Below are 25,167 nucleotides of genomic sequence, written 5' to 3'. Positions count from 1 at the left end.
GGAGATAACTGATTACTTATTGTTTGCTATATTAGTATATTCCTATCCCTTTGCAAAATTTTGATTGGGTTTGTATATTAAGAAACGAAGAAGAGAAGGCTTCTCTTCTTCGTACAAAAAAAATTCTATTTATTTAATAGCTCACACTTATGGAGTCCATATGGTATCAAAACCATTTTTAATAGAATAGTCATAAAGCAGCTCTATTTTTCTAGGTTTATAGTTTTCCATTAGTTTATCAAGCTGCCGATCGTCACCATGAACATACAATTGAATGTTGCGTTCTTTGATTCCTTCAAGGAAATCCCTTTCCGGCAGTTTATCACTTTTTGAACTATTACACTTGCTGCATGCCAAGACCAGATTCCAAATGTTATCTGACTGAACGAAAGACCAGGGAATAAAGTGATCTATATGAATTACTCTCTTCATACCTGCGAGTTCCTTATTGCAGTAGAAGCAGCGTGCTTCAAAACGAGATAAAAGAATCTTCTCAAACGGCTTAAGGGAGGAACGCTTTGCAATACTCTCTACCTTTCCAAGCAAGTAGTTGATGCTTGGGACTTCATTCAGATCTTCTATCATTGCTGACATGTGATAATTCGTTAATTGTATGATCAGCCTCTGATAGTTCAACATAAAGGTATGAACAGCAGGGTTAAATCTAAGTATTTCTGTTTTATGATCGAAGGCATAAAAGAATCCTCTTGTATCTCCATATAAGGCACCAAAGACATTTTCCCTCATGGTCGTTCTCACTTTACTGAGCAGTTTCAACTGCAGTGAGTCCGGCAGCTTATCGAATATCATCTGTGACGGAATTGAATGCTTGACTTGTTCATTCTTAATTATCGTCACCACCCGGGCTCTTTTTCCCCTGTTTTGATTCATTAAGTTGTGGTGAACTATTAAATTCCAATATATCTTTGTAAATGTGTAGGCGAGCTGGTCATAACGTACTTCAAAGTGCTCGTTAATCTGATATAAGTTTTCAATAAGAGCTTTAATTAAGGCATACTTGTAGGTAGATGACTTCACTGACTTACTTGATAAGACGATTGTGAAGATCCTCCAGATTTCTTCATCCGTTAAGTAATCCTCTTTGAGCTCTCCTACTTTTAACTTGTGGCTCATGTAAACCCTTCCTTTTCTATATTAATCCTCTACCTCAATCAAGAATATTTCTCATCAAAAGCGCCACGTTTCTCTGCTTTCATACGAAGGATCTCTTCTACATCTTCAAGAGTAGTTCCATGAGACTTGACAAATACATAAAAGATCTCCATCAAAACAGTCCGCTCTTCCAAGGCCTCTTCCCTTGTTTCTGCATCACGGTATTCTTTGATTCGATGATATCCGGTATTCTATCCAGACCTATTTGTATGCAGGCAACGGGATTCCTCTTAATGTAATATGAAACAAGATGCATGTGACTTACTGATTTCGACGAGTGACAGGCACTGATCATATTGGTAACTGCGGTATTCAATGTCTGTTGATTCATCTGCTCATACACTCCACTCTCCCCCTAAAGTCAGAGCCAATCTTGATATATTCCACAAAACAACCAAAACCTTCCTTCCCTATCTATTATATTTGGGTTCAAAGCTATAGGCTTTAGGATGAAAAGCCTTTCCATTGCTCCTCCACATGCACTTCAATATCTGAAATAGTTAGTAACTTTTGTAGCGCTTCTGGTTGTGTAATAAAAAGGTAGTCTCCTGAACAAACTTTCACCTCAGCTCCACAATTCACCGCTTCCTTTAAGTAAGGAGCAAGAATATCCAGATTTCATTACAAAAAAAGTAACGATATAGATAGAGTCTGCATTCTTCAACTCAGGAATGAGATGATCAATGAGTAGTTCCGTGACTAAGCTAATTTTACTCATCTTCAACATCAATCAAGAAAATCTTATCTTGAAATCATCCGCGTTTTTCAGCCTTTTCTTTTTTCTTATCTCTTCTAGTTCATTAACTGAAGAATTATGTACTGATGTTAAGGGGTTAACTCTCTCCAAAATACCAGCTAGTTCTTCTACAGAATTACTATCATTTTCAGAAATTAAATATTCTTCAAATTCTTCTTTAAGCTCGGTTTTTAACTCTGTTTGATATTTTTCATTAGTTAAAGTTCTAGTATTGAATGATTTACCTGTCTTTTCTATTATTTCTGGAAGTTTGTTGCCATAGTTTTATTTCCTTTTAAATAAAAATCATATATTTTCTATTTTAACAAAAGTAAAAACAAACTTATATTTCAAGGTTGCTTCTAATAAACTACTAATTTTTTCACATATTAGTTCATGTTGTAACCCTTCCTCTTCGTATAAAAATTTGCTATGAGGAATTTTATTTCTTTTCTCTGTAAATCTTAATAAACTATTTAGTAAGGATTCTGGAACAGAACAATTTGAGTTGTTTAGTATTCTTAACAAAACTAATCAACTGTTCTTCTCAATCCTATTCTCTTCTTTTGATCGTATTTACGTCTATTAATTTTAAATGCCTTCGCAATTGACTTCTAAGATTTATTACCTAAAAGTAGGGTATAATAATTACTAAAGACTTTTTAGGAGGAGATTAGATGGTTGATAAAGTTTCTAAAGAAACACGTAGAAAAATAATGCAATCGATCAAATCTCGTTCGCATTTAGAGGATGAAGTTTCGAAGGCATTATGGAAAAAAGGGATTAGGTTTAGAAAAAACACAAAAAACCTTGTTGGAAAGCCTGATATTTCTATTAAGAAATACAAAGTTGTAATATTCATTGACTCATGTTTTTGGCATGCATGCCCTTACCACTATAAATTACCAAAGTCAAATATTGAATATTGGGAACAAAAATTCAACAGAAACAAGAAAAGAGATCAGGAAGTAAATGAGTATTATCTCAAAAATGGATGGCATGTTAAAAGAATTTGGGAACATGAATTAAAAGATGACTTTAATGGCACAATTAATGACCTTTTACTGTTTATTAGAAACAGCAAGAAAGACCAGTGATTTTCTGGTCTTTTTCGTTCTTATTATATATATGTAAGCCTATAAAGTTATTTTATAAAGAGTGGAAAAATATACGTTTTACCAAATGAGTTATATTTTATATATAAGTATGTCAGATTTAATTTGATGTACTTCTATCTATATATTAATGATGCTTTTCGCTAGCTTTTACCAACACCATTGTCACGTAAGGCTTCTAAAGTAATCTCAATTTTATTATATTATTGGGTCCCAATTTAATTTCTCAGTTACATATAATTTAATAACAGCATTTGTGATTTGATGATATAATAACAGCATTATGATTTGTCTTGCCTTTCATATAACTCCTTTATAAAAGATAATTTTTTTTCAACGCTTTCTTCCATGTTTTCTTCTTTCCACAATAGAACCTTTATTCTAGAAGCTCTCTCGTCTAAAAGTTCAAAATATGGACAACTTGTATAATTAAATCTAATTTTACCCGGGTTTTTCCCTGGACTAATAATTTTGTCACCGTAAACTTTATTAAGCAATCCATTAGGCATACACATGATTAAAATAGTCTGCAAGTCTAAATTAGTTTCATCGTATAAAATAGTAATAAAATATGTTAAGCAAATTTTCTTTTTTCCATTTGACTTTGTATAATATGTTGGCAAATGTCCTTTATAAGGACGTGGTTCTTTCCCTCTAACATTAATATTGCCCATATAACTATTTTGATTGTCACCAACAAAAATATTTCTTCTGAAATCGCCTATATTAGATAGCGTTACTGTTTTAATGTCTATGTGAACATATGCGTTATAAGTTTCAAAAAACATGTCGGATCCAACTGGAGAAGAGTTAGGCTTGCCAAATTGATTAAATAGCCAGTAGAAGATTCTTTCAGAACCTGTTGCAAATGATGAAGTTTGGTCTCCTAAGTATTCTTCCCAATCTTCCTTTATCTCTTCCTTTGTGCTAAAACCTTCTAACATTTTTTGACGGTCAAGACTTAAAGAATAAAATATAGATTCTAAATATTCATTTTCCCAAAATTCAACTTTTCTAAGCTCATTTAATTTTTCAGTATCAATTTCAATCAAGTTAAATCTCTCCTTTAAAAAATTAAGGCCTTATAAGGCCTTAATTTACCACAATCCATATTATACCATATAGTGGTTATTTTGTTACTAACTCAGCCCTGTGAATTTGAGTTTTAATACACTCCGCTATCTTTTTTGCCAATAAAACGGGAACCGCATTTCCAACTTGCCTATATTGGCTGTTTAAACTCCCTTGGAAAATATAATCATTAGGGAAGGTTTGCAGAATAGCGCATTCCCTTACTGAGAGCCTTCTTTTCTTATTCACGTGAATTTCTGGTCCTGTTGCTGTAATTGTGTCACTTGGACGGTCCCAGTTTGTTATTCTTAGTGATTGTTCGAACACTATCTCTTTCTCTACAAACTCCGTTACTTGCTTGTCATACTTATCATCAAATCCTAGTAACTCTTTTAACCCCCACCAATCCTCTGGTTTAGGAATTGAGCCGGAATTATTATCCTTTCTAAACCAATGTCCCGCAGTATGTCTATAACCGAACAATTCATCAATTTTTTTAACTGAGATACCAGCTTTCTTTCTCCACTCTTTAAGGTAATCGCATATATCAGCTTGATCAACCTTATACTTTCTAGCAAAGAACTTTTCGCTCACATTGGTATATGCTATGTGATTTTGAATTGTTTCACCGTGATGCTTAAATGGCAAATCTCTTAATTTAACATCACTTAAATGTCCGATAGCTTCCTCAGTTGTTACATACTGTTGTTTTCCTTCTAAAAACAACTCCTCGATAGGATTTGCTTTTAGAAGATCAGCATGAGTTTCTTCCGGAAAAACATTTTCTTTATCAACGTTATTTCCCATTATAAACACTCTTTCTCTTGCCTGAGGAACACCAAAATCAGCAGCATTTAGCAACTTAACTTTCACTTCATAACCAAGCTCATTAAAATCATTCTCTATCATCTCTATGACTCTACCTTTCTCCATAGAGAGAATACCTTTAACATTTTCAGCTAAGAAGAATTTCGGTTTTTTGTCTTCTATTATTCTTAACATTTCTTTATACAAAAAATTCCTTTTATCTTTCATGTTTCGCTTAGTATTAGCCACAGAAAATCCTTGGCAAGGAAAACCACCAATTATTACGTCAATATCATCAGGAATTTCTTCATTATCAACCTTTGAAATGTCTTTTTGTTTAATATGATCTCCTATGTTAACTTTATATGTTTCTACTGCATCTTTATCTATATCATTTGCCCAAACAATATCAAAACCGGCATCTACAAAACCTTTATCCATTCCGCCTGCTCCAGCAAATAAAGAAACGACTTTTAATTTCTTCATATCTACCTACCACCCATTTTGTAATATGTAAAAATCCAATATAAAATATTAACCCGTCTCTTCCCAAGTAGTCAAGTTTATAATTAAATTATACACGAACATTAGTTCTGTATTCAATATTTTCTTATATTAAATTATACCTTTTTTTCCCCTCAAAGTCTGCAATAAAACCTATGCATTAATTATGAAATAACGGGCACTATAAAAGTAAGACCAGTTCTAGTGGAGGGAAAAACACATGCCAGAACACCCAATTGAAGGTTTAATGCAATCAGCAATGGAAAATTTGAAAGAAATGATTGATGTTAATACAATTATTGGAGATCCGGTCGAAACACCAGATGGAAGTGTTATTATGACGGTCTCAAAGGTAGGTTTTGGTTTTGCAGCAGGAGGATCCGACTTTACTGTAACAGGGAAAGGTTCCCAGAATGACCAAAAGGAATGGAATAAACAACTCCCATTCGGCGGAGGAAGTGGAGGAGGTGTTTCCATAACCCCTATTGCATTTTTAATTGTGAGTCCCAAAGAAGTGAGAACAATTCACTTAGATAACAATACACATCTGTTTGAAAAGTTGCTTGATCTTGCTCCTCAAGCAATAGATAAAATACAACAAATAATTCAACAATCAAGTAATAATGAGAACAAACAACGGGGCCGGCATTCAATTTAGCCTCGGAAACAACAAGAAGAAACAGAAACGAATAAACAAAGCCAAAATTTTTAGCAAAGGGGATTTATCACTTTGCTAAAAGTTTGATTACTTTTCTCTATACTAAAACTAACTAATGAGAATCCTTTATTCCTTAACCTTCAAACTCAAACTTCTTATTACATATTTAAACTCAATCAAATTTGCAATCCTGATTAACATAAATTCTTTAAAAAATTTAATTGACCTTTAAATCTTTAATTCATAAATTTTTATAGTGTACAACTCTTATTCTTTTTCCTTATTGTTCTGACAGCTCGAAATTGGCTAGCAAATGCAAACCTAGTTTTTCAATATATCATTCACTAGAAAAACCTCTTCCTTTATGGTGACTTTCTAACTCTCCATTAGGCATGTAGATAATACAAAAGATTCTACATGTATCTTTCAACATAGAAGAGGAATACTGAATAAATTTGTTAAAACACAAAGAAGCACCAAACTGTGCCTCTTTGTAGTGTTATTATTCTACTCTAGATAAAAAATTTTAACTACCTTCTTAAAAAGCATACCTTTTCTCTCCAATTATGGTCAGGATGAGCAATAATATCGTTAATAAGGAAACGAATGTTACTTCTCACACCACCATCAATCGTCCTACCTGCACCCAATATAGCATTTGTGAATGTAGGTTGAAATTGTCCATGTGGTATACAAACAAAAGCTAACCTCTCAATATCATCGTGTTCATCGTAATCCATTACAAAGAAGTAAGTTAAATTTGGAACTCTACCTGTAATATTATGCGTTACGTAGTGTTCCAAATTTGCATCCCATGTTCCTGCACCTTGAGTTAATGTAGTAGTTGCATCATAAGATGTTTCATTTTTCTCAACTGTAATTTTATTGTATCGAGCATCCGTATCTGATCTAGTAGCAGTTGTTCTCGTTTTTGCATCGATATGTATTATAGCATCTCCACATTCATAACAACTATCTGAGGACATAGTTGTCGAAGAGACATACCATCCCAACTGTCTACTAATTATTGATTCAAGGACATTTTCAACCTTCTTCTCAAAAACATTCGACCTGGTTCCAGGTACTGCAGTCCTTACTAAGTTTCTATGACTGTAAATTTGTCCTAGTATTTCTCCAAGGTGCGTTTCAATCATTTCACTAATAATATTAAAATACTTTTTTTCCAATTGCATTAACTCATTGTTAGTTAACAAAAATACCCCTCCTTTCTATTTATGTTTTAAATTATACCCGAAATAGGGTGAAAAGTGTATTTTTTCAAATTATTGTAAATATTAACCCTTTTAACATTTGAAAAAGCCTTTTTCTTGCTCGCTATTTTCCTACCCCTCAGGACCTACAAAGCCCACAAAAAACAGACAGCCAAACCTGTTCCGCTTTGACCGTACACAATAGTCGTAACTATTTAAAAAAGCTTTGTAACTGTTCTACTTCCAGTCCTTTTTTCGAGCAAACGGATGCTAGGTCCATTTGCTCCGCCACGATTTTTAAAACCACGGGAGGTACTTACTCACCCTCTGCCCAATATATTCAACAAACTGATTTTATAACGGTACCTAGCTTCTGAATTCCTTACATTGTTTCCTTTTCATCCGTAAAACTTAGGGACATAGGGACAGGTGAAGTGCCGCACGAAAAATATTGGATCTTTCCTTTTTTCAAAAGTTATCCTTAAATACTCTAAATATCTTATCTTGTCTTCTAGGTCTTTGAATTTACCCTATAGATCAGGAGGTCTGGCTGCTCTCGTACTAAACAACCTTCAGCAGCGTATTTGGCTTTTTTAAGTGTCACTTAATTTTACCTACCGAAAGTAAATCAATTTGCAATACTTCACTTCACACAGATTAGTTATATATTCATAGCTACTTTGTTATAATGATGATGAGTAATTATTGCATTTTTTTCTATATTTCGACAGTATAAATCACATACATATTGTAAAAGCCAAAACGATAAAAATGAGGTTTTAAAATGAAAGAACAATTAATACACATGCGGGACAAATTGAATAATATTAGCAGAAGAAATCGCTCAATTCGTCTTTTGAAACTCTATAATAAATGGAGCTTCGATTTAACTGAGTTGGACAAAATAAATGATGAAAAAGTAAGCTCAAAAATAGTAGAAAAGATTGTTAAACAATCTAAAAATGATATCATCCTTTTCAAGCCTTCGATGGATAATGATGAAACTATGATTCTGTCCAAAAAACTCACAGACCTTTCTCGAAATATGAGAGGAATAGAAGAGGAAACAGGAGTCCATGATTTCTACTTGGGGTTTCCTTTTATTTCAGGTTCTCTTCAGGATGGGACATTTTTTCAAGCCCCTCTATTTCTGTATCCCCTTCGTCTGGAAATGAACAATGTTAATTCACAAAAATGGATAGTTCGTTTAGATGAGGGTGAACCTCAATTAAACAGGACTTTGTTTTTAGCTTTTAAGAAGTTGAACAATTTATCTTTTACTGAGGATTTTTTTGAAAAAGCTGCAAGCATCTCAACCACACTGGACTACGAAAGCTGGTTAAGCTTTTTAAAAGAGCATGATTTGAACGTCCAATTTACAGAGACAGGGATCAAAAAACTAACTCAATTTAAAAAAGATGAAATCCCTGAAATAACTAATCTTACACTATTGGAAAATGCCATCATAGGTAATTTCCCACAAGGTGGCTCCTCTTTAGTAAAAGATTACGAATTACTTATTGAAAAAGTAGAAGAAGGAGGCGGGCTTTCTCTTGCTGGGGAGCTTATAAATCCAGAAGCTAATTCTGAAGAAAATGAGGAGCTATCTGAATCGGAAGAGCTAGATAATAGTCATTCTCAGAGTGAGCCTGATATCCTAAATCTTCTGCAAGCAGATGGATCTCAAGAGGAGATCTTAAGAGAAGCCCGTTATCAGAAAGGGTTAGTTGTTCACGGACCACCCGGTACCGGAAAATCACAGGTGATTGTTAATCTAATCACTGATGCTTTACAAATGCAGAAAAAAATCCTGGTTGTATGTCAAAAACGGGCGGCATTGGATGTCGTTTATCAGCGGCTGGATAGTTTGGGATTAAGCAATCACGTTGCCCTTATACATGATGAAAAGCAGGATAGAAAGAAATTATATACGAAATTATCATCTGTATTAGAACAAAATGAAATTACACATGAAGAAGCAGTGAATATGTTAGCTTCTTCTTCCAACAAGTTGAATAATCAAGAAGATCTCCTAAATAGCATTGCCAAAGCTTTATACGAACAACAGGCATATGGATTTAGACTATACGATCTATATGGTCTTGCAAATGCTGTAGGAGAAACAACGCAAATCATCGAGCTTTCAAAAATATTAGATTCCTTAAATCGTCAGGAATTGGATAACATGTCTGAAAGTGTTTATACCTATGCAGAATGGTATGACCAGTTTGGATCTGATGACTATATCCTAAAGCATCGTAAGAGTTTCGCCTCAATGAATATGAAAGAAAAGCTGCAGGCTATAGAACTTCTAAACGGTGTACTTGAAAAAGCGAGAAATTCTGTAAGCTACCTGGAGTCACTTGACCATGAAAAAATCACACCTGCCTATACTTGGATGATAGAAAACAAGTTAGATAAGATTTATCCGGATTTAGATGGTACCAATCAGCGCACGCTACAGGGTCTAAGGTTATGGTGGTGGACATCTTTTTCAGGGAAGTCTATTTTAGAAGAACTGTTAAATGGAGATAAGTTCAAGGGAACAAACTCTACTGAATGGTTAAAGATTAGGAAATCACTAATTACCATGCATCAACTTGCAAAAGAAACAAAGCAAATGTCCGATGAAATAGATAAGCTCAATAAGTATATAAACGATGAAAAAATCAAGGAATTCAAGACCAGAATTTCTGAAGGAGATATTCCCCTTAAAGAACTCGACCAAATTACAGAATATTTCCATCGAGATTTTGAGGAATTGCAACAAATGGACAGCTACTGGGCTCGTTGCTCGGAAAACGTTAAAGATGTTATTTTTGAGCTGCAGAATAAAACCAATCAGTCAGAGATATCCCTTCCTGACTACTGGGTTGACTTATTTAGAAATTCTGCTTACGTCCATTGGATTGATCAAACAGAAAAAAAGTATCCGCAGGTACAAAAGGTATCAACCAGTGAATTCCAAAGAATCAGGGAATCGTTTGCTCAATTAATTGAAAAAAGGAGAACAGTCGCAACACAATATCTAATTCACTCTCTAACTAAAAGTGTAGACTTTGTACAGTCAACAAACCCTAAAAAGGTCAAAGAGCTTAAACACCAAGTTGGGAAAAAGAGAATGATTTGGTCCTTAAGAAAACTTGTTAACCAGTTTGCTGGCCAAGGTCTTGTGGATATTATGCCTGTTTGGCTTGCTTCACCAGAGATTGTTTCAGCAATATTCCCGCTTGAAGAAAGCTTATTCGATTTAGTTATTTTTGATGAGGCTTCACAATGTACAGTAGAAAATGGAATTCCTGCTGTATACAGGGCAAAGAAGATCGTCGTTGCAGGGGACGAAATGCAGCTCCCTCCTTTCAATATGTTTCAATCTTCAGTAAGCAGCGACGACGAGGATGAAGAACCTGAATTCGAGACTGATGAATCAACCAGTTTGTTAAACCTTTCAAAAAGGAGATTTCCAGAGAAAATATTACAGTGGCATTATAGATCTAAATACGAAGAGTTAATTAACTTTTCAAATCATGCCTTTTATAACAGTCATGTTCAGATTGCTCCGAACGTAATTCCTTTTAAAAATCCACCTGCAATTCAATGGAAAAAGGTAAATGGCCGATGGATTAATCAGTCAAATGAAATCGAAGCTATTGAAATAGTGAATGTGTTAAAAGACTTGCTGGTTAATCAGCCTGGTAAAACTGTTGGAATCATCACCTTTAACTCTAAACAGCAATCTAAAATCCTGGACATTATTGATAAAACGGCTAGTGAAGATGAAGAATTCAATGTTCTTTATCAGCAAGTTATGTCCAAAGATTTAGATGAAAGGATTTTCGTGAAAAATATTGAAAATGTCCAGGGGGATGAGCGGGATATTATCCTTTTCTCAATAGGATATGCCAAAAATGAAGAAGGCAAGATTTACAACCGTTTCGGAATGCTGAACCAAAAGGGCGGAGAAAACCGGTTAAATGTTGCCGTTACACGAGCAAAAGAAGGAATTATTGTTGTATCGAGTATTGAGCCTGAAGAACTTAATGTAACGAATACTGCTGAACTTGGACCAAAGCTTTTCAAATCATATCTAAAGTATTCGAAAGCAGTGGCTAGTTCACAAATTGAACAGATTAATGCAGTAATCCAAGAAATTAATGAAAATGTAAATACTCACGTTAAGCAGCAAGAGTTACATTTTGATTCACCTTTTGAAGAACAAGTCTATAAACAGCTGAAAAACCTCGGATATGAAGTTACCACTCAAGTAGGGATGTCGGGATATCGAATAGATATGGCAATTGTACATCCTAATGATTCTTCTAGATTCATTCTAGGAGTAGAGTGCGACGGCGCTATGTATCATAGTTCCCAAAACGCTAAGGAAAGGGACGTTTATCGCCAGGGCTTCCTCGAAAGCAGAGGCTGGACCATTGAAAGGATCTGGAGCAGAAACTGGTGGAAAAACCCGATTGCCGAAATAGAACGAATTGATCATCGTGTTAAAGAATTGGTTAAAAAAGAGAAAATCATAGAAAAGATAACATAAATAAAAGTGCCGTATGAGTTCATATTCATATGGCACTTATTATTGGTTCGATGATTCGAATATTAATTCTATTGAAATGAACCTGTCCATAATAAAAAGCACCTCTAAGATGCCTTTCTTTATCCTTTAATCTTTTTTTCATTACTTATTTCATTTTCCTGATCCTCGTTAGACAATTTTAAAATATCACTTTCCTTCTTCAACTTAAACTCACTTTCTTTTCCTGTCTCAAATAAATCGGTTGCTTGAAGTTTAAGTGTTTTTTCTTTTACAAGTTTAGTTGTCTTATATTCAATGTCTTGAAATATATTTGCCATTTCTAGAATGTCTTTAGCATATGTCTCTGCTTCTTCCTTATAGAAATCAGATTTGAATTCGTATTCCTTTTTCTTTTCTGCATTTCCTTCGTTGTCTGCTTTGCTCCGGTACTCTTCAGCTTTTTGCATTTTTTCTGCAGCCTTTTTTCTCTGCCGTTCATTGTAGAATTTACTTACTATTCTAATAACTCCTCTTACGATCTCTTCTCCATAAATAGCTATAAACTTCTGTATAATCGGCCAGCCTTTTTTTATAAACCAACTTCCTATCTTTTTCCACATATCAAATCACTCTCCTCTGCCTTTACCTACTACATTCGACAAAAGGAGATATTTTCCTCCAATATAAAAAAGCACCCAAAGGCGCTTTAGGTATTTCTTTAATTTTATTATTAAATTAAAAACCTAACTGCCTAAAGCCCCAAACTTCTACTGCTGTTCCTTGCATTTCTTCCCAATTCTCAAAATTTGTTGTTTCTTTTACATACTTATCCCACTCATCGTCAGGTATCTTTGAAAAGTCCTCATCATTTTCAACTGTCCATTGACTCTTATCAACCATTTCATTAATTGAAGAAAACTTAGTATACTCTCTCATAAAGTCTTCAGGAAACAATTCTTTAAATGGTACTTCGTGATCTCCATCCAATTCATCTGCTTTTTTCTGAAGAGTTTCAAGTTCTTTTTCAAATTCCTTAAAACCTTTCATTTCAAATTTAAATCCCATACAACCACTCCTTTTCATGGATATATCTATTATATCACGAACGAGTGATCGACAAAGGAAATATATGGAAAATTATAAAATTAATTAAAACTGCAAATTTCAAGGAGTTCTTGTTGTAAAATTTCTTCTAATCATTAAATGATTTATTTCTTCCGTATTCTTCATTGACCGATACAGCACAATACTTTTTCTTACTAAAACAAGTTAATTTCTTTATCTGCAATTTTTTTGCTATATCATCTTTACTTATCTCTACTTTTTCCTATTTTACCTTTTTTAGCATCAGATTTTTCTCCTTACTAATAGCAATCCTATCCAATTATTTGACCGTCCTTCACTCATCACTTCATATTTGTCTAATAAATGCTTTTTATTTATTCGCATATATCCTGGAATATACTTCATCATTGATACAAACTCTAAAAAAAGAGTGCCTGTCACTTGTCGAATTCGACAAGTGACAGGCACTCAACTTCTAGTTGCAATTGCGTTTTATTTTTATCAGAACTTAATTTTTGCTACCTTTTTGCTTTCTGCCCCATCCCGATCGATGACGATCATTTGCCAATATTCCAACTCAGGCAGGTTAATCACAATCTCATCGTTTTCCCAGGTGAACGGGATTTCCTGCAGCTGTCCTTCTTGTGCATCAGGGCTCGCTGTATAGACACGTAAGTCAGGAAGGTCCTTTTTCGTTTTTCCAACAGGATAGCGGACAATCATATTCTCTTGTTTTTCCGGTTTGGCGGCTGCATTTCTCCAATTTGAATCATTATGAAGCAGGTTGATCAGGTGGACAACCTCATAATCCTCAAAGCCCTCATTGTCTTTGTTCTCTCTTGCGATTGTCCAGATGCTGTTCTGCTCACCGTTTTTGCTTGTTTTCAGTTCTTTATTTTCTTTTTCGATCACCACATTTTTGTCTGTTTCTTTACTGTCAAAAAGAAGATTTTCATAAGCAGCAAAGAATTTGTAGTAATCCTTCATTGAATCTTTAAGAGATGCGCTCATCTTTTTGCTGCGGTTCGGATAATACTCGTGAGCCAGCATATTCGGACCCTCTTCATAATTTTCCGCAGTACCGATTTCAATATGTGTGGCTCCTATTGCGGCCAGTCCTGCATCCATCAGGTGGACGGAAGGTTCATCGAACAACCCGATTGTCATCCTCCGTAAATCGATCGATCCCTTCTGGCCTTCTTCTTGTTTCAAGGTGACCTTGTGTTTACCAGAAGTCATATCCGGCAGAACGATATATCCATCTTCACTGTAGGAATCTTTGTTGCCTGTCCCTTTAAAACCTACTGTATAAGGGTTTCCATCGCCGTTCAGCACTGGTTCTCCATCCACGTAAATGGTCCTTTCCGTGTCCGCTCCAGCGTTGGCATAGGTGAAGATGAAACTCGTTTCGCCTTCTTCTTCTAAGTCGACATCAAATGTGACTTCATCACCAACATGGCCGAAATTCAACAACGTATCCTTATAGATTTGCATAGGTGCAAGAGTATTGACTGACTCTGCATGCCACTTCTCTTCTCCGACCTGCAGGTAATCAAGCTTTACTCCGTCATCATCGATATTTTCAACGGTTATCTTAATGGAATTGATTCCTTCTTTTAATGAAATGTCCTTCATTTCTAGATCCTGCCATCCATCACTTGAAGGGAATGTGATATCCTCAGTCTTTTCTCCATTGATGTAGACACTCCGTTTGGCATCACGCTTTGAAGCGGAATCATTGTTGTATTTCCAGACAAGATTATAATCTCCCGCCGTTTTTGCTTTCACCTGGAAATCCAGGAAGTCGTTTTCATCCTTGAAGTCGTATACATGACCTGTAGTGGTCGTGATGCCATGGCCGTCAGGCGCGAATGACGCATCCTCCACCTGGTATTCCTTGTCGCCGGCAGTCATGCTGTCCAGGTTGATGTATTGTCCGTTGGAGGCAAGTTCGAACACCACTTCATGTTTTCCTGCAGGAACCGGAGCTTTCATGGTTTTTTCAGCCATTGCGCCTCCCCATCCTCCCGGCGTGCTGCTGAAGATGTTTTCCGAAATCGTCTTTCCATCTACATAAGAGTTATTTGCAGGGACCAGTTCTCCATCCACATAGATATTGACTTGCGGGTTATTGTCCGTTCTGTATTTGAAGATTAGTGTATCTGTTTCTTTTTCGTTATCAACATGAAAGATGACACGCTGTCCTTTGTTTCCAAAGTTGTCTGTGTATCCTGGAGCGATGGATACCTGGCTTGTTTTCGCCACTACAGGGCTCCAGCCGGTTTCAGCTTGTTCGGCTTCGAACACGTTGGATTCTATTGTTAATTTATCCACCGAGACCGCGGTTGTGGTGGTTGCTTCTTCCATTTTTACCTTAATCTCATTTGCTCCATTTGGTAAATACACCACAGATTCTGCCTTACTGTATTCTTCGCCGTCCGTATGAGGCAGGATGAACTCTCCCGCTTTTTTACCGTTGATAAAAATACTTCTTTTCGTTTCTTCACCCGGGTTTTTGTAATAGATAGAAACACTGGTCTCTTTAGCTGAATCCGTATCCCTTCTGAAGGTAACGTAGTCGCCTTGCTGCTTGAACTCAGTCAGCGCCCCATCTACGATTTTTAACAAAGGCTCCTGTGAAGGCTCCCATCCGCTCAATGCCTTTTCCGCCTGGTAGCGGTCAGCGCCTACAGACAGGTAATCAATTTTAGCCCCTGTATCATTTACACCTTCTACTTTCAGGACAACTTTATTAGCTCCTGCCTTTAAAAGCACAGGAATATCTGCTGTAGGTTGGAAGTTCTCCCACCCGCCCGTTGATTCCATATGGACCTGATCCTCAATGAGTTCTCCGTTCACATATAGATTACGGGAGACAGCCGTACGTTCTACTCCATACTGAAAGCTTAGCGGGTAAGTTCCTGCTTCCTTCACATTTACATTAAATTCAATGTAATCGCCATCTGTTTCAAAATTATAAACATGACCATATTTATCGACTTTACAGCTGATCAACTCTGCGTCTTCCGCTTCGTATTCCTTTTTAAAATCACCTTTTTCAAGAATGATGCTGTCCACGTTCAGCCAGAGGTTATTAGAATTTAAGCTAAGTACGATTTCATTCTTGCCTGCTTGCAGTTCCAATTCATAGGATTTGGCTGCAACCGGGTTACCCCATCCTGTTTTTTCATTGAAATCGATGGATGGCACCACTTCATTGTGGTTGACTGTCAGCTTTCCATCAGGGCTTTCCCCATTATCATGGCCGTAGTTAAGGTCGAATGAATACGTACCTGCTGAAGGCACATCGACGGTCCAGATGATCTGGTCTTCATCTTTCTTTCCGAAATCACCGACCCAGCCTGCTACCTTTCCAATCCTTGAGAAGAATTGGTCTGCTTTAGGAATTCCCTGGACATCAGATACCTCATAATGAATTCCAGTCGCCTGCTTGTAGTTCATATACCCTGCAATGACGACCGCTTTCCCGCCATTTGCCTCCCTGGTATCGTCTACGATTTTCAAGAGATCGCGATAATGGTCTTTGTCCTGCCAGATTTCACTGTAATCAAAGTCGGTTTTAGTAGTCGTTTTCGGAACATCCTGATATCCTTCATTTCCGCCCACCATATTAAAAGTAACAAAGTTCTTCTTTTTATCATTCTGGACAAGCGAGTCTTTCACTGAATTAATGAGAGAATCATAGTCCCTTGAAAAGTGACGTTCATTGCCTTCATAATCATAAAGGTAATCATTGTCATGGAAACCCCATTGATCAAGGTGCATTCCATCAAAACCGAATTCATTGACTCCTCTGGCAAACTGTTTATTAATGTAGGTTTGCCATTCCTGATTCCCTGGGTCCTGCAGGTACAATCCTGTCGGCGGATTGACCCAGTCAAAGTAAAAGCCTTCTTGATCATTGATGGACGGATCTGGGAAACTAGCATTCTTTCTGTAAAGCCCCCACTCCTTCTTCACGCCGAAGGCTTCATAGTTTTCCCTGGCCGCATAGTTCATCTGGTAGGCCATGGCAGCTGCGTTGTACTTCTGGGCTGCTTTGATCTGCTGTTTGATTGTCAGCGGGAAAAGTTCCCTCCCCAGCAAATCATCATAGGAAGTCTCTTTGGTGATTTTTTCAGAAATGAAATTTCCATCCTTATCACGGAGAGGGTTCCCTTCACTGTCGGTTTTGGAGTAGACCGATACATCATGGCGCCACATCCAGTCATAGAACTGGAAACCGTTCAGGTAATATTCCTGTGTCAGCTCCTTCATCTTCTTCTCACTATCCTCTTTTGACTCTTGAGGGAACTCTGTCGCATAACCATAACGGGGATATTGGGTCCAGTCACTCGAAACATCGATCGCTGCAGTCACAACCTGATCAGATCCTTCGATGGAAGCCTTAACCATGTATCCGCGGAAATCCTCTGCAGGCGGTGTCCATTCCACCTCGATTCCTTTCAGCCTTTTTTTCACTTTGATATTCTTTGTTCCTTCAGCGACTTTCTCGTTTAAGTGATAGACCTCAAGATTAAGCTTCCCTTTCCAGTCCTTAGAAGTGTCGAACAAGATGGACATGGTCACTTTTTCTTTCGGGTTATACCTCGCTTTGTCGACCAGGAACGCTGTGATCGGTGCAGCCGGAAGCCCAATTTTCTTTTGAGCTTGTACGGCGGCATTGTGGTTATTTGTTTTTGCCTCCGTAACAGAGGTGAACGTCATAGAAGTTAACGCAAGGTTGATAGCAACCAGACTTACTAATGGTAGTTTGATTTTTCGGAATGAACCTTTCAAATACATTTCCTCCTTTGAGTATTAATAGCGGCTTTCAAAAAACTCCTTTCTCAGATACTTTTATTTTCATCTATCATCAATCCTCATGTAACCGCTATCATTACTGTGAAGGTGTAGTTTGTTTGAATTTTAAAAAAATATTTTTAAAGGTTCCTTTCCAAACCGTGCAGGATGGTGTCATTTTATCTGCTACAGAGATATAAGACACCAAAACTTCGGCTTTAATCAGCCTTGTCCCCGTTGTACCTTATAAAGTCTTAGGCCTTTGGGTTGTGAGTGATTTTTGTTGCAGATATTAATTTGAAATCGAATGCTAAACCCTCTGTTTCTTTCTAAAACTTTTAAGAAAACCATTTCGATAAGTGCCTGGCACCCATTACTATGGAAACAAACCTGTTAAAATAGATTTACATTACTAAACTAGAAACGAGGGAATTAAAATGACTTCACTAGCCTTTGATCATCTTGTTCACTTTTCATCTAATCCTACCTCCGCGAAAAAAACGATGCAGCAGCATGGCATTCAGGCTATTGAGGGCGGGAAGCATGAAAATTGGGGGACGTATAACACGCTTGCATATTTTGGTTTAAGTTATATCGAGTGGCTCGGAATTCAAAATCCATCTGTCTCCATACAGGTTGATGATAACCCACTGATCCAGCAGCTCGTCACTGAGCTGCCTTTAGGAGACCACCCGGGGAGGATCGCTCTCAGGACGAATAACATGGATCAACTTGTAGTCGAGCTTAAAGAAAAAGACCTGAAACTCCATGGCCCTGTCAAAGGTTCGCGGTTAACGGACAGTGGAGAATTTTTGCAATGGTCAATGCTGTTTATTGAGGAGGAGCATCCATCACTTCCTCTTCCCTTCTTCATCCAATGGGGAGAAGGTGATGTTGTTAGAAGAGAGAAACTGAAGATACACTCCAGCCATCCAGCTGGCTCTCTTCAAATTAAAGATGTGTTGTTAGCAGTTGAAAATTTGGATGATAAAATTTCTAGCTGGTCTTCACTTTTCAATCTGCAAATCGGAGAGGCGTTTATTAATGAGGAATGGGGTGCAAAGTGCCAGCGCCTTTACATGCCGGGCGGAAACCTGTTGTTTTGTACTCCTGTCGGGGATGGAGTTATTGAACGTTTCCTCAATACATTTGGCGAAAGACCCTTTGGCCTTCAGCTTGAAAACGGCAACCAAAATCAATCAATCCTCTTACAAGGAGCATTGTATGAGATTATCACAGAATGACTAAAGGGTTGAACCAAACTTAAAAAATGCCCAATCCAATGTCACTTGTCGAATTCGACAAGTGACAGGCACTCAACTCCTTATCATCCTTCCTGTTCAGGAGGGTATTGTTCATCAGATTCTTTTATTGCTTGTCTTCAAATCAATAAGAAAGATTATAAGAAAGATCTGGGACAGATCACCTGTCCCTCTGTCCAATTTATAGTTTCGGATACACGACGGTCCCATCTTCTTCGATGATTGGCACGGCTCCCCACTTTCCCAATTCATGAGGGACAATCCTCGGGTTCCCCTTTGAGTCAGGAATGAGATGGTACACCTCCCATCCATTTGCCTGCAGCAAGTTGCTTATGAGAAGGCGGTGGCACCTAGCTGGATGATGTTCTGAACACATATAGACGAGCGTCGTTGCTAAGGCTTGTTCCTTGAGCCGTTCCAAAGCATACTGAAACTCATCTGTCAGTGTATAATCCGCATAGTTGTGAAATGAACGGTTGTTCCATCCTTCGTTCAATTGCTCCCCTACCTGTCCCGACATCTTCCTTCTCCCTCCAAGACGGGGAAAATGTCGATACTGAATCCCCGCTTCTTCCAGCCATTGGGCCATGTTCTCCTTTTTGAAATGTGAATTCCTGCGACTTGCAGGAAATGCACGGACATCTGCCACAAAGTCAATTTCAGCGGCTCCCAGGAACTTTAAAAATTGTTCGATTGAATGGTTATAATGTCCAATCGTGTATACTTTCAACATTATCCTCTCCTTGAAAATCTATTGGACGCTGAGTGCCGAGTGCTTGCTGCTTCATACAAAGTTTCTTCCGATGTTCTTGTATTCGCTTAAGATTTTTATACCACCTATCCGGGATATAAAAAACATCGGCAGGATTCGATAACCGTTACGAAAGGTGGGACGGAGGACATGCCGGGCGGAAACCTGTTGTTTTTTACTCCGGTCGGGGATGCCGTTATTAAACGTTTCCTCAATGCATTTGGCGAAAGACCCTTTGGCCTTCAGTTTAAAAACGGCAACCAAAATCAACCAATCCTCTTACAAGGAGGCGTTATATGAGATTATCAAAAAAATGAGATATCACTTGTCGAAAGAATAGATTAGCAGGGGGTAAGAAGGAGTTATGCCTAATGTCAAAGAGGTTGTTCAATCAGAGATTCAAACTCTAATATCGTTTAGACTCCAAACAGTAATATCGGCTATGCTTTTAATGTTAGGGAAAGGGATTGATTAAGTCTTCGTAAAAGTCACTAGGATGAACGCGCTTGATTTTTCCAATTTCCAATGGAAAGCGTCTGTTGTTTGTTGTAAGTATGTAATCGCACTCCTCCTGGATAGCTGTCACCCAGACATGAAAGTCATCTTGATCAAACCGGTGAAGAGGCTCATCTAGTAATTTTTTGGAGGATGCGATTTTCTTGGCTGTTTCATCATTACAACCGCTTAACTCTGTTAGCACTTCCCCAATAGGTCGATGTTCTCGGATGATGGTCTCGATGCTATATCGACCTATCAGGCTGTTTACCGGTAGTTCCATGTAGTAGTCAAAAATAGGAGACAAAAAGCTTGTAAAAAACCCATCGATTTCGTCCTTGTTATATGTCACCCTTTTCTCGTTCTTTCCTAAACCTTCCGCAGCATTTCTCACGAATTCAAACAAACAGACCCTTGAAATGATAGGGCGGAACAAGAGTGGCGAACGGGCAGCTTTTAGTATACTTCGGTTGACACCATCTTTCCGAATAGCTCCACACAAGACCGTAGTGTCGATAAAGACTTTCGGTGGTATCGCGGCATCATAGATCAAATTCATCTATTTCACCCGCTTCTTCGTTTTTAGCATCAATTTTGTTTAAAATAGTCTCCGCTTCTTCATCCTGTTTATCTGTTGTAATAAAAGTATCTCTTGGTATTCGCCAGTGCCCTCCCGGTGTTTGATACGCACCAGGAAATTTATCATTGCTGCACATTCTCCGGATAGTCTGATCACTCAACCCTAATTTTTTCGCAACGTCTCCCGGGGAATAGTAGTTGGTAGTTTCTTTTTCTTCCTCCACTAACACACCTGCAGATGTAAAGCGATTAACCCGATAATGTGGCCTTCTTTTTCTTTTAGTCTGTTGATGTAAAAAAGAAGTAAATAATTCCCTGCGAATCAATGGTTCTTGTTCAGACGTTTTACTGAGTTGCTCTACATAATCAACAAACAACTTATAATACATCGAATAATTATTATGGTTATAAGCTTCCCGCATTTGTTTTTCAATGGCTCGAAGACGATCCAAATCATCGGGCTTCGGTATAGTGAAAGGTAAATTTGCTATCTTCGGAGCTGTTAATCCAACCTGATGAAATGAACGTTCAATAGCAGCTTTAAAAACCGCTTTCGCCTGGTCCCCATTGATATCAATCAATGTCTTAATACTATCCCACATCTTTTCCTGTTCAGAATCCATAATATGTGGCATTACAGTTCACCTCCTATTTATATTATAATTGATTTCATTAAAAATATTCAACAATCTCAACAAACTCAACACCTTCCAATGACTCAATTATATAGCTACTTGGATAAATATCACAATCCATTCATTTCACGGTTGAATATGTTAAGTATAAGACAAGTATTGCTCTAACTGAAACCTGCTTCAGTTTAACTAGGGAGGTGTGTTAATTTGTGGTGTACAGTGAGTGTAGTGTTAAAAATGATTGGAAAATATACCGGGACCTCCGAGTTCGGAACAGACGAATTTATCTTTTATACCGAAGTTAATGGTAAGGCACTTCGTCATCCCGCATCGGGTGTCTTTGAAGATGGCGATGGGATTTTCACATGGATTTTAAACCGTACGATCTATTCTCAAGTTGTAGAGGGAGACACTGTAACAATCAATATAAAATATCGTTTAATTGAAGATGACCCTATATACGATGATTTAGAAGCTATTAGTGAACTCACACTTACTCTTCCTTGCAGTAATTTCCCAATATCTTTAGAGATTGATAGTGATGAAGTTGAAGGATTAGATAAAGTAGGGTTCAGAACAGTATTTAACATCCAAATCGAACCTTACACTGCACCAGTTTAAATGAAACTAAAAGGAGTGGAGGTGAATTCCATGCCGGTTCGCGTAATAATCGATTTGCTGGATGTTATTGTACACAAGGAAAATGAGATCTGGCGAAATGAATTTCTTTTTCGGGTTCTTTATAAAGATTTACTCGTTTTCGAGCGGCAAGAAAACATCGGCGGATTTTTACAGGTTGGCAACTTCCCTGCAACCTTTAGTTATAATCAAAGGATTGTTGACGAGACACTTGTGAGTCAGCAAAATCAAATCATTTTCGATATAACAGCAGCTGCAGCCGAGTTGGATCTTATATTTCATGACCAGGCCCATGATACTATTACTTTTAAGCTACCTGTTCAAAGTGTTCAAAATTCGGTTCCAATAAAGTTAAGTAAACGATTGCAGCATGAAAATGAGGGAATTGACGTTTCATTTCATTTCCAAATCCAATTTGTCCCCTACTAGGCAACATCATCTTCATTGGCAATGAAAAGGAGAAATTCTCATTGCTAGGCACTATCCCCCATTTCATCTTTGAAATATTCTAGAAGGTGGAAACACGGATTCCGACGTTGTTTACTTATGGTACGGTTCCCGGTGATTGTTTTAAAACCTCTTAATTAACAAGGATATAATCACAAACTTTCAACAATTTTGCCCAATTGTCGATAAACCTACCCACCCTATAAAATAACTTCTTACTTCTAAGCATATTCTTTTATATACTGAGTTTTAGGAATATTTGGGGCTGAAATTTCATTTATATTTTATATTATTGGGATTCAATGGACTGCTCCGACAACTGCTTCGATGGTCGCAATGGTTGAGCCGTTGATTGCATCAGCATTTGGCGTTCTGCTTCTCGAAGATCATCTGAGTCTCATTCAAATTCTTGGAATGGTGCTCATACTAGGTACGTTCACTGTACTCAGTGTGAAACAAGCCCAGTGAATATAAGTAAATCAATATTTATTCAAAAAGCGCCTGCACTTGTCGAAACTGACAAGTAACAGGCGCTTTACTCTTGCTATAATACACTCATGACAGATGACTGGCACCCGTCGATTTATGACTTTTTGTACGTTTCCCCACTTCTCTAGTTAATGTGAAGAACGCGATGGAGCCTATGAATGAACAGCTGAATAAAATAGTTGCCATTGGAATCGCGGTTGTTTCATCAATTCCAACAATTGGAGCTACGATTGCCCCGATCACTAAAGGAAACATGCCTAAAAAAGCGCTGGCACTTCCTGCACGATGACCTTGATTTTTCATTGCTAGCGTGAAGGTACTCGTTAAAATAATTCCAATCGTTAACATATGGATGAAGATCGGTATAACAATCATGAATAGAGGTCCTTTTATAATCGCCATCGAAAGCAAGACTGCATTCGCACTAACTGAAATTAAGACTCCTGTACGAAGTAAGCTTCTTTCTTCAATAAAATCACTCAAACGTCCGACTAAAAAACTACCGGTTATAATAGCTAACCCGTTAATTCCAAACAAAATACTAAATACTTGTGGTGACACATTATAAATACCCTGGTACACGAACGGCGTTCCAGCAACATAAGCAAAACTTCCACCTTGAACTAAGCCGACAACGATTGCATAGCCTATAAAAGAACGATCTGTTAACAAACTCCCCATCGTTCTTAGCGAATTTCCGATAGAACCTGGTTGCCGCATTTCTACTGGCAGCGTTTCTTTTAGCTTAAAAGCTACGGTTATTACAATTGCAACACCAAGTATGCCTAAAAAGATGAAAACAGTATGCCATGAAGCAAATGGTAAAAGTAATAAAGCACCACCACTAATTGGCGCAATCATTGGTGCAGTTGCATTTATAACCATTAATAATGCGAAAAACTTCGTAAGTTCTTTACCAGTAAAGACATCGCGTACAATAGCCCTGGATAAAACGATACCAGCTGATGCAGTAAATCCTTGTATAAATCTCCCAATAACTAAAACAATAATATTCGGTGCAAGTGCACAAAGAACAGAAGCGATAGCAAATAAACTAATAAATAGTAATATCGGTTTTCTTCTTCCCTTTGCATCACTAATTGATCCGACAATGAGTTGCCCTACAGCAAGACCGATCAAACATGCTGTTAAACTTAACTGCACGAGTGATTGTTGGACATCCAAATCTTCCGCAATTTCTGGAAAACTCGGTAAGTACATATCAATATTAAATGGCCCTAACATGCATAACATACCAAGCAAAAAGGCCAACCCTAATCGCTGCTTACCCGTTGGATTTTTCATAACTTCATTGTGTTTCTCCTGTTGAATTACAAACACCCCCTAACCTTCATACATTATAATTGATTCGGGGGGCGAAGTATAATTATACACTCATTATATATAAGGAAATTTTCCAATATTTAAAAGAAATTCAAATAATAAAAATGGATTGAAGCAAGAAATAACAAAAGAGGTTAATGTTCTAAAAGTGAGTTAAGAAGATGAATATTTTAATATGGATATTCAGAAAATTTTAGGAGATGAAATACATATCTATAACTAATCTTAACTGAAACTCTTTATTTGATTTTCAGTGATTCCTTTGATTAATCTCAGTTCACTAATCAAAAATTCATGTGCGTTATCTAACATTTTTTTTTCGCTTGTATTAAGTGCCTTCTCTTTCTTCATACGCATTAAATCACGTACAACTTCAGCACCTTCTTGTATTTTGCCAGTTTTTATTTTGTCAGTGTTCAATTTAAACCTTTGTTTCCACGGCAGTAATTTATCTGATTCTCCATGCTGAAAAACGTGTATGATGTGTTTTAATGCAATGATATCAGTAACTGGGCGTATACTTGATTTCAATATTTTACCCTCCGGAATCAGGACTTGCATATTACTGATCAACATTTTTATGACATAATACTGTTGTTTTTCCCCTGAGACTTCCTTTTCTTCTATGGCTTCAATTGTACCTGCTCCGTGCATTGGATAAACAACGTTATCTCCGATTTGAAACAAATAATCCACCTCCATGTATGGTAACATTCTTAAGCTTAACATATATAGTGTTTTTTATCAAACTTTTTATAATATCACAAATTATTTTTATTAGTCAACTACTTTTTTCATTTAAAAATTCACTCTTTTAATTCTAGTTCGCAGAAGGTTAGAAGGATTAACGATTTCTTG

At 37.1% G+C, this 25,167-nt stretch carries 20 protein-coding genes; 7 read left to right on the top strand and 13 right to left on the bottom strand.

What is annotated here, in order from left to right; translation table 11 throughout:
* Positions 1-147: 147 nt before the first annotated feature.
* Together FCL54_RS14800 and FCL54_RS24630 are read right to left on the bottom strand one after the other, a co-directional pair.
* The gene (locus tag FCL54_RS14800; RefSeq protein ID WP_138127512.1) at positions 148-1,134 is read right to left on the bottom strand and encodes an HNH endonuclease; all 987 of its coding nucleotides are present in this window, start codon (positions 1,132-1,134) and stop codon (positions 148-150) included.
* A 38-nt stretch (positions 1,135-1,172) separates the two neighbouring features.
* Positions 1,173-1,307, bottom strand: coding sequence for a nucleoside triphosphate pyrophosphohydrolase family protein (locus FCL54_RS24630; RefSeq protein WP_281281380.1), 135 nt, complete (start codon positions 1,305-1,307; stop codon positions 1,173-1,175).
* A 1,279-nt stretch (positions 1,308-2,586) separates the two neighbouring features.
* Between FCL54_RS24630 and FCL54_RS14790 the strand changes: the two genes are divergently transcribed.
* Positions 2,587-3,006 (top strand): very short patch repair endonuclease, encoded by a 420-nt coding sequence (locus tag FCL54_RS14790; protein ID WP_138127511.1) that lies wholly within the window; start codon positions 2,587-2,589, stop codon positions 3,004-3,006.
* Positions 3,007-3,305: 299 nt separating this feature from the next.
* On the opposite strand, the gene FCL54_RS14785 is transcribed toward FCL54_RS14790, so the two are convergent.
* Together FCL54_RS14785 and FCL54_RS14780 are read right to left on the bottom strand one after the other, a co-directional pair.
* Positions 3,306-4,076, bottom strand: a complete 771-nt coding sequence (locus tag FCL54_RS14785) for a PDDEXK family nuclease (RefSeq protein WP_210238530.1) — start codon at positions 4,074-4,076, stop codon at positions 3,306-3,308.
* A gap of 76 nt (positions 4,077-4,152) precedes the next feature.
* Entirely contained in the window at positions 4,153-5,388 is a 1,236-nt protein-coding gene (locus FCL54_RS14780; protein WP_138127510.1) for a DNA cytosine methyltransferase, read from the bottom strand.
* Positions 5,389-5,626: 238 nt separating this feature from the next.
* Between FCL54_RS14780 and ytfJ the strand changes: the two genes are divergently transcribed.
* Positions 5,627-6,064, top strand: a complete 438-nt coding sequence (gene ytfJ / locus FCL54_RS14775) for a GerW family sporulation protein (RefSeq protein ID WP_138127509.1) — start codon at positions 5,627-5,629, stop codon at positions 6,062-6,064.
* A 530-nt stretch (positions 6,065-6,594) separates the two neighbouring features.
* Here the strand turns inward: ytfJ and FCL54_RS14770 are convergent.
* A complete protein-coding gene (locus FCL54_RS14770) occupies positions 6,595-7,278 on the bottom strand; it encodes a hypothetical protein (protein ID WP_138127508.1) in 684 nt (227 codons plus the stop codon).
* Between the two features lie 781 nt (positions 7,279-8,059).
* Between FCL54_RS14770 and FCL54_RS14765 the strand changes: the two genes are divergently transcribed.
* Entirely contained in the window at positions 8,060-11,821 is a 3,762-nt protein-coding gene (locus FCL54_RS14765; protein ID WP_138127507.1) for an AAA domain-containing protein, read from the top strand.
* Positions 11,822-11,940: 119 nt separating this feature from the next.
* Here the strand turns inward: FCL54_RS14765 and FCL54_RS14760 are convergent, their stop codons facing one another.
* The 3 genes from FCL54_RS14760 to FCL54_RS14750 all read right to left on the bottom strand — a co-directional run bounded on the left by FCL54_RS14760 (position 11,941) and on the right by FCL54_RS14750 (position 17,665).
* A complete protein-coding gene (locus FCL54_RS14760; protein ID WP_138127506.1) occupies positions 11,941-12,420 on the bottom strand; it encodes a hypothetical protein in 480 nt (159 codons plus the stop codon).
* Positions 12,421-12,535: 115 nt separating this feature from the next.
* Positions 12,536-12,865 (bottom strand): hypothetical protein, encoded by a 330-nt coding sequence (locus tag FCL54_RS14755; protein WP_246055282.1) that lies wholly within the window; start codon positions 12,863-12,865, stop codon positions 12,536-12,538.
* A 501-nt stretch (positions 12,866-13,366) separates the two neighbouring features.
* Positions 13,367-17,665, bottom strand: a complete 4,299-nt coding sequence (locus FCL54_RS14750; protein WP_171016863.1) for a glycoside hydrolase family 66 protein — start codon at positions 17,663-17,665, stop codon at positions 13,367-13,369.
* Positions 17,666-18,105: 440 nt separating this feature from the next.
* Between FCL54_RS14750 and FCL54_RS14745 the strand changes: the two genes are divergently transcribed.
* Positions 18,106-18,912, top strand: a complete 807-nt coding sequence (locus FCL54_RS14745) for a VOC family protein (protein ID WP_138127504.1) — start codon at positions 18,106-18,108, stop codon at positions 18,910-18,912.
* Between the two features lie 199 nt (positions 18,913-19,111).
* Here the strand turns inward: FCL54_RS14745 and FCL54_RS14740 are convergent, their stop codons facing one another.
* The 3 genes from FCL54_RS14740 to FCL54_RS14730 form a co-directional block, all read right to left on the bottom strand.
* Entirely contained in the window at positions 19,112-19,663 is a 552-nt protein-coding gene (locus FCL54_RS14740) for a DUF488 domain-containing protein (RefSeq protein WP_171016862.1), read from the bottom strand.
* A 472-nt stretch (positions 19,664-20,135) separates the two neighbouring features.
* Positions 20,136-20,735 (bottom strand): PIN domain-containing protein, encoded by a 600-nt coding sequence (locus FCL54_RS14735; protein WP_138127503.1) that lies wholly within the window; start codon positions 20,733-20,735, stop codon positions 20,136-20,138.
* Positions 20,719-21,390: a helix-turn-helix domain-containing protein gene (locus FCL54_RS14730; RefSeq protein ID WP_138127502.1), complete on the bottom strand. Its 672-nt coding sequence runs from the start codon at positions 21,388-21,390 to the stop codon at positions 20,719-20,721. The genes FCL54_RS14735 and FCL54_RS14730 overlap by 17 nt, the downstream gene beginning before the upstream one ends.
* A 207-nt stretch (positions 21,391-21,597) precedes the next feature.
* Here FCL54_RS14730 and FCL54_RS14725 point away from each other — a divergent pair, with 207 nt between their 5' ends.
* From FCL54_RS14725 to FCL54_RS14715, 3 genes are all read left to right on the top strand, one after another.
* Positions 21,598-22,011, top strand: coding sequence for a hypothetical protein (locus FCL54_RS14725; protein ID WP_171016861.1), 414 nt, complete (start codon positions 21,598-21,600; stop codon positions 22,009-22,011).
* Positions 22,012-22,041: 30 nt separating this feature from the next.
* The gene (locus FCL54_RS14720) at positions 22,042-22,458 is read left to right on the top strand and encodes a hypothetical protein (protein ID WP_138127500.1); all 417 of its coding nucleotides are present in this window, start codon (positions 22,042-22,044) and stop codon (positions 22,456-22,458) included.
* A gap of 273 nt (positions 22,459-22,731) precedes the next feature.
* Positions 22,732-22,944 (top strand): EamA family transporter, encoded by a 213-nt coding sequence (locus tag FCL54_RS14715; protein ID WP_342773897.1) that lies wholly within the window; start codon positions 22,732-22,734, stop codon positions 22,942-22,944.
* Between the two features lie 87 nt (positions 22,945-23,031).
* Here the strand turns inward: FCL54_RS14715 and FCL54_RS14710 are convergent, their stop codons facing one another.
* A complete protein-coding gene (locus FCL54_RS14710; protein WP_138127499.1) occupies positions 23,032-24,270 on the bottom strand; it encodes a Bcr/CflA family efflux MFS transporter in 1,239 nt (412 codons plus the stop codon).
* A 264-nt stretch (positions 24,271-24,534) separates the two neighbouring features.
* Positions 24,535-25,011 carry a CarD family transcriptional regulator gene (locus FCL54_RS14705; protein ID WP_138127591.1) on the bottom strand — a complete coding sequence of 159 codons (477 nt, stop codon included), beginning with the start codon at positions 25,009-25,011 and terminating at the stop codon, positions 24,535-24,537.
* Between the last annotated feature and the right edge of the window lie 156 nt (positions 25,012-25,167).

Source organism: Exobacillus caeni, from assembly GCF_005747095.1.
In the GTDB taxonomy this organism is placed as follows: Bacteria; Bacillota; Bacilli; order Bacillales; family Guptibacillaceae; genus Exobacillus; species Exobacillus caeni.
Note: the sequence above shows the minus strand (reverse complement) of the source record. Positions and strands in the feature narration are given on the sequence as shown.

Excerpts from the sequence above, each read along its gene's own strand:
- FCL54_RS14800 (WP_138127512.1), bottom strand. The coding sequence starts at position 1,134 with ATGAGCCACAAGTTAAAAGTAGGAGAGCTCAAAGAGGATTACTTAACG.
- FCL54_RS14790 (WP_138127511.1), top strand. The coding sequence starts at position 2,587 with ATGGTTGATAAAGTTTCTAAAGAAACACGTAGAAAAATAATGCAATCG.
- FCL54_RS14780 (WP_138127510.1), bottom strand. The coding sequence starts at position 5,388 with ATGAAGAAATTAAAAGTCGTTTCTTTATTTGCTGGAGCAGGCGGAATG.
- ytfJ (WP_138127509.1), top strand. The coding sequence starts at position 5,627 with ATGCCAGAACACCCAATTGAAGGTTTAATGCAATCAGCAATGGAAAAT.
- FCL54_RS14765 (WP_138127507.1), top strand. The coding sequence starts at position 8,060 with ATGAAAGAACAATTAATACACATGCGGGACAAATTGAATAATATTAGC.
- FCL54_RS14760 (WP_138127506.1), bottom strand. The coding sequence starts at position 12,420 with ATGTGGAAAAAGATAGGAAGTTGGTTTATAAAAAAAGGCTGGCCGATT.
- FCL54_RS14755 (WP_246055282.1), bottom strand. The coding sequence starts at position 12,865 with ATGGGATTTAAATTTGAAATGAAAGGTTTTAAGGAATTTGAAAAAGAA.
- FCL54_RS14745 (WP_138127504.1), top strand. The coding sequence starts at position 18,106 with ATGACTTCACTAGCCTTTGATCATCTTGTTCACTTTTCATCTAATCCT.
- FCL54_RS14740 (WP_171016862.1), bottom strand. The coding sequence starts at position 19,663 with ATGTTGAAAGTATACACGATTGGACATTATAACCATTCAATCGAACAA.
- FCL54_RS14735 (WP_138127503.1), bottom strand. The coding sequence starts at position 20,735 with ATGAATTTGATCTATGATGCCGCGATACCACCGAAAGTCTTTATCGAC.
- FCL54_RS14730 (WP_138127502.1), bottom strand. The coding sequence starts at position 21,390 with ATGCCACATATTATGGATTCTGAACAGGAAAAGATGTGGGATAGTATT.
- FCL54_RS14720 (WP_138127500.1), top strand. The coding sequence starts at position 22,042 with ATGCCGGTTCGCGTAATAATCGATTTGCTGGATGTTATTGTACACAAG.
- FCL54_RS14710 (WP_138127499.1), bottom strand. The coding sequence starts at position 24,270 with ATGAAAAATCCAACGGGTAAGCAGCGATTAGGGTTGGCCTTTTTGCTT.
- FCL54_RS14705 (WP_138127591.1), bottom strand. The coding sequence starts at position 25,011 with ATGGAGGTGGATTATTTGTTTCAAATCGGAGATAACGTTGTTTATCCA.